The 4,960-nt window shown below is 67.8% G+C and carries 5 protein-coding genes; 1 reads left to right on the forward strand and 4 read right to left on the reverse strand.

The genetic code is table 11. The annotated features are described in order from the left end of the window. The 3 genes from VGQ44_17665 to VGQ44_17675 form a co-directional block, all read right to left on the reverse strand. On the reverse strand, window positions 1-861 hold an 861-nt coding region (locus VGQ44_17665), incomplete at its 3' end, for an SDR family oxidoreductase (protein ID HEV8448665.1). Beyond that, window positions 858-1,826 (reverse strand): 3-oxoacyl-[acyl-carrier-protein] synthase III C-terminal domain-containing protein, encoded by a 969-nt coding sequence (locus VGQ44_17670; protein HEV8448666.1) that lies wholly within the window; start codon window positions 1,824-1,826, stop codon window positions 858-860. The genes VGQ44_17665 and VGQ44_17670, both read right to left, overlap by 4 nt. Next, complete coding sequence (locus tag VGQ44_17675; protein ID HEV8448667.1) at window positions 1,823-2,497, reverse strand: 4'-phosphopantetheinyl transferase superfamily protein; 675 nt, start codon at window positions 2,495-2,497, stop codon at window positions 1,823-1,825. Before VGQ44_17675 ends, VGQ44_17670 begins: the two co-directional genes overlap by 4 nt. Window positions 2,498-2,740: 243 nt before the next feature. Between VGQ44_17675 and VGQ44_17680 the strand changes: the two genes are divergently transcribed. Then, window positions 2,741-3,310: a DUF488 domain-containing protein gene (locus tag VGQ44_17680; GenBank protein HEV8448668.1), complete on the forward strand. Its 570-nt coding sequence runs from the start codon at window positions 2,741-2,743 to the stop codon at window positions 3,308-3,310. A 3-nt stretch (window positions 3,311-3,313) separates the two neighbouring features. Here the strand turns inward: VGQ44_17680 and VGQ44_17685 are convergent. After that, window positions 3,314-4,960: FtsX-like permease family protein (locus VGQ44_17685; GenBank protein HEV8448669.1), on the reverse strand; the 1,647-nt coding region annotated here is incomplete at its 5' end.

The raw sequence follows: 4,960 nt of genomic DNA on the forward strand, positions 1-4,960 counted from the left end.
GAGCGCCGGCCGCGGGATTCCGCGGCGCCGCCATGCCGCGTCGAGGCTCGCCCAACGCTCCCATGTGATCTCGAGCAGCTCGTCGAGCGGCAGCGCACCGGTTCCGGCGCAGAGGTGCACGGACCGACGGTGCAGATCCTCATGAAACGCGAGGCGGGCGATCGCGTCCGCGACGTATGTCGTCGTCACCGCGTCGACGGCGGAGCCAGGCACGCCCGGCATCATGGCCGCGAGCCCGTTGCGATACAGTTGGAGCGCGCGATGCACGGCGTTGAACTGATTCACGACACCGCTCGCGTCGTCGCAGACGACCGTGCTGGACCGGAGGATCGTCCAATCGTCCGCGTGAACACGGACCAGCGCTTCGGCTTCGAACTTCGACCGTTCATACGCGTTCGCCCAGCCGGCGTCGTGGGTCGAATCGCCTTCACCGATCGCGCCGGTGCGCTTGCCAGCGACGAACGCCGTGCTCACATGGGCGAATCGAACCCGGGCCGCGCACTCGGACGCCAGCTCGAGCACTCGCATCGTGCCGGCCGTGTTCACGGCGCGGGCCTCGTCGAGCGGACGCGAGAACTTGGTATCGGCCGCGAGGTGGATGATCGCTGTCGCGCTCCGTCGTACTTGCTGTCTCGCCCACGCGTTGAGTCCGAGGCCCTCGCCGCGAAGGTCGCCGCCGATGGGCATGACGCGCTCGATGCCGGGGATCGAGCGGCTGACGGCGCTCCAGCGATCGGCGTCGCGCACGAGCGCCATCACGCGCGTGTTCGGGTCCGCCGCCAAAAGTCGCGCGAGGACGCCGCGGCCCAACAATCCAGTCGCGCCCGTGAGAAAAATCGAGTGCGGTGTGGGCACGTTCATGCCTCCAGCGTGAGCGCCGTCCAGTGGGCGCCGTATCCATAGGAGAAAAGCAGCAATCGGTCGCCGGGGTGGACGCTGCCTTCGTCGAGCGCGTCGCGCAGGTTGATGAAGTTGTCGCCGGCGAGCGTGTGTCCGACGCGCGCGATGTTGCGATCCCAGAGGCGCTCGCGCGGGATGCCGGTCAAGCCGAGCAAAATGTCCCAGCTTCGCGCGCTGACGTTGTGCGGAAGCACCAGCGACACGTCCGTGGCCGACCAGTTCGCGGCGCGGAGTGCTTCGCCGATCACGTGTCTCGCGGTGGGGAAGTAGGACGCGACGATCTCGTTCCGCATCGCGTCACAGTCCCAGTAGTATCCCTTCGTGACCTGCGCCGAAGAAACGATGCGATTACGATCGCCGCCCGCTTCCACGACGAGCGCGCACGCAGCGTCGGACGTGCAGTTGAAGATGGCTTCGCGCCCGGCGTCTTCCGGAAAAAACTCCGACGAAACGCAGAGCACGCGGCGAGCCTCGCCGACCGCGCACAGCGAGCGCGCGATCCGCACGGCTGCGAAGAGCGACGTGCACGCGAGCTGATCGACCGCGACAGTGGACGCCCGCTCGAGACCCAGGTCGAACTGAAGGCGCGTGGCGGGATACCGAAACCGTCGAGTGGTCGCGACGTGCGCGACGGCGTCGCTCGCCGAGCCGCCTGGCGTGAACGCGAGCGACGGCGTCCCGCAGTAGAGCAAGACGTCGATGTCGGACGCGGCGACACCACTGTCCGTCATGACCGCGGCCGCCGCCTCGAGCGCCAGCGAGTAGGGCGTCTCGCATTCGGCGACGTACACGTTCGAGAACCCGAAAGCCTCGAGCTGCTCCGGCGCGCTCTGCAGCTGACCGCGTCGCGCCAGCTCCGACAGCGAACGGCGATGTTCGGGAAACGCGTACGCGATTCCGGTGATTCCCACAGACACGTGGCTCATCGAGACTCCGCCATCGGATCGACATAGACCGCGGCCGCGAGCAGGCACTCGTCGACGCGCCACCAGCGGGCCGTCGCCGGAATCCAGTCGCCGCGCAGCCACAAGCCGCGCAACGCCGACGCGCGGTCGATCGCGAGACGCAGCGCCGAGAAGGGCGTCGCGTCCGTGAGCCCGAGCGCCTTCCACGCGGCTTCCTTGAGCGCCCAGACGAGCGTCGCGCCCGCGCGTTCGGCGACGAGCCACTCGGCCGGTGACAAGAAATACCGCAAGTGATCGCGTTCGATGTGGCCGGCGCGCTCTAGATCGACACCGACCCGCGCGGGGTGGTCAGCGACCACCGCGATGCCGCGACCGTCGCAGTGCGAGATCGAAATCGAGATCGGCAGAGCGCGGGGCGTCGTGTCGTCGTCACGCAAGACAGCGGTCGGCGCTGAACCGTCGCGAGGGACGAGACGGACGTGGGTCGCCGGAACGCCGCAGTGCGCCGCAACGGCTTCCTTCGCGGCCCGCCGCCCCGCGAGCCAATCGCGCCGGCGACCCTCGTGCGGCTGCGAGTCGTACTCGCGCCGCTCGCCCGGCGTCAGGTCGCCGGTCTGTTGGGAGTCGCAGACCGAATCCGCGATCGTCCAGGATTTTCCGGCTGGCTGTGGCGCCGCGAGTTGGAGTCGCACGAAACACCTTGCGTCCGGGGGGAGGAGATCTGCGGACGAAGATGTTTCCCGGGCACGACCAATCCCATCGGACGGATGACGTAGTCGGTCGTGCCCGGTTACGTAGTCAGCGCCGGATAAAACGTGCGAACGAGGGTTTTCGGCGCCGATCGCAGCGAGCGCGTCGATTGGTGAAAGGTCGCCAGCCGTTCGGAGGAAATCGCCATCTTTCGTTTCGAGGTCCGAATCGATCGAGATACAATCGTGCGCACAATAGGACCGCGGAAAAAGATGGGCGCGTTCCCCGTCGAATCGCCATTGACCATCTGGGCGATCGGTCATTCGACGCGCCCGCTCGACGAATTCGTCAGCATCCTCGAGGCTCACTGCATCGAGGTCGTGGTCGACGTGCGGCGCTTTCCGGGCTCGCGACGTGTGCCGCAATTCAATCCCGATACTCTCGCGGCCGGACTCTCGACGGCAGGAATCGACTATCGCTGGATTTCGGCGCTCGGCGGGCGGCGCCGCTCGTCCGACGGCTCGTCGGCGACCGCGTGGCGACACCCGGCATTTCGCGCGTACGCCGAATACGCAATGACCGAGGAGTTCGCCGACGGACTGTTCGAGCTGATGATGATCGCCGGCGGTCTGCGAGCCGTGATCATGTGCGCGGAGATTCTCTGGTGGCGCTGCCATCGTCGCATCATCGCCGACGTCCTCACGTCACTCGGCGTCGAAGTCGTGCACATTCGCGACGAACGTCCCGGCGAGGTCCACCGACTCGCCTCACCCGCGAGACTAGTCGGTGGACTTCTGACGTACGCGCCGAAGTGAGCGCTATTCCGCGCGCAGCGCCACGACGGGATCCACGCGTGAAGCGCGCCGTGCGGGAATCCAACTCGCCGCGATTGCGGCCCCGCCGACCACGACGACGATCGCTACATAGGTGACCGGATCGCTCGACGTGAGATCGAACAGAAAGGTCTGTAGGACACGCGTCGTCGCCAGCGCACCGACGAGTCCGATCACGACGCCCACGCCGACCAATCCGAGTCCCTCGCCGATCACCAGACGCTGAACGCGCGTCTGCTCCGCGCCAAGCGCGATCCGGATGCCCATCTCGCGCGTGCGTGCCGTGACCGCCAGCGACATCACGCCGTAGATGCCGACCGCCGCGAGCGCTAGCGCGGTGATCGCGAAGAGCGCGAGAAGGGCGGCGCGGAATCGAGCCTGTGCCGTCGCGGCCACGCCGCGTTCCATCATCGTTTGCATGTCGTACACGGGAAGCTGCGGCGCGATCTCGTGAACCGCGCGACGAACCTCAGCGCCGACCGAAGCGGCGTCTCGAACCGTCTTCGCGAAAATGATCATTCCCGGGCGGGGCGACTGGGCGTAAGCGACGTAGGCGACGGACCCTGGAGCCGAATCCGGTTGCTGGCGCACGTCGCGAACGATCCCGATCACCTCGGCGGTGTCCATGCCTCCCATGCCCAGCCCGACGCGCTTGCCGACCGGATCGGTGGCGCCAAAGAACGTTCGCGCCGCCGTCTCGTTGAGCATGACCTCCTTCGGGCCGCCGATCCGTTCGGTTCCGTTGAACGAACGGCCTCGCTTCATAGGAATTCGCATGAGCGAGAACCACGTTGGCGTCACCCAGTCCACGCCGATGAGCGGCGAGTGAACGATGTCGAAGCCGGCCACGTCGTGGCGCTGCATCCCGGTGCGGTTGCACCACCCGCCGCTCGGGGCACAGTTGTCGAGCGCGGCATCGGCGACGCCGGGAACCGCCCGCACGCGCTCGAGGATCTGTGAATAAAACCCGGGCATCGAGTCGCGCGACATCGTTCCGGGCGGCAGCGTGAGCCGGAATGTGAGGACGTTTCGCGAATCGAAGCCGGTATCGATGGCGAGCAAGTTCGCCAAGCTGCGGATCATCAGACCGGAGCCGGCCAGCAGCACCAACGCGAGCGCGACTTCCGCCACGACGAGAATCCGCCGTCCCCCGCCGGCGGCGAGCACGCGATCGCCCTTGAGCGCTCCGCTGGAAGACTCACGCGCCACGCCGAGCGCCGGCGCCAGCCCGAAGAGCACGCCGACGGCCAGCGAGACGACCAGCGTGAACCCGAGAGCACGCCAGTCGAGCGCGATCGACGAGAACGCGACGGCCCCCAGTCCGCTGTCGCGCGACACGCGTAAGGTCGTTCCCGGATTGATCGTCCCGAGCGCCCGAACGCCGAGCCATGCGACCGCGACGCTCGTCACGGCGCCGACGGCGGCGAGCAACAGGCTCTCGGTGAGCAGCAGCCGGACGAGCCGTCCGCGGCCCGCGCCAATGGCGACGCGCACCGCCATCTCCCGTTTACGCGCGCTCGCGCGGCCGAGCAGCAGGTTGGCGACGTTCACGCACGCGATGAGCAGCACGAGTCCGACGGCACCGAAGAGCACGAGCAACGAGCGCCGAATCGACGGCGCGAGGCGCGAGGC

The sequence above is a fragment of the Gemmatimonadaceae bacterium genome (assembly GCA_036003045.1).
In the GTDB taxonomy this organism is placed as follows: domain Bacteria; phylum Gemmatimonadota; class Gemmatimonadetes; order Gemmatimonadales; family Gemmatimonadaceae; genus JAQBQB01.

Coding starts and splice junctions, on each gene's coding strand:
- VGQ44_17670 (HEV8448666.1), bottom strand. CDS start 1,826: ATGAGCCACGTGTCTGTGGGAATCACCGGAATCGCGTACGCGTTTCCC.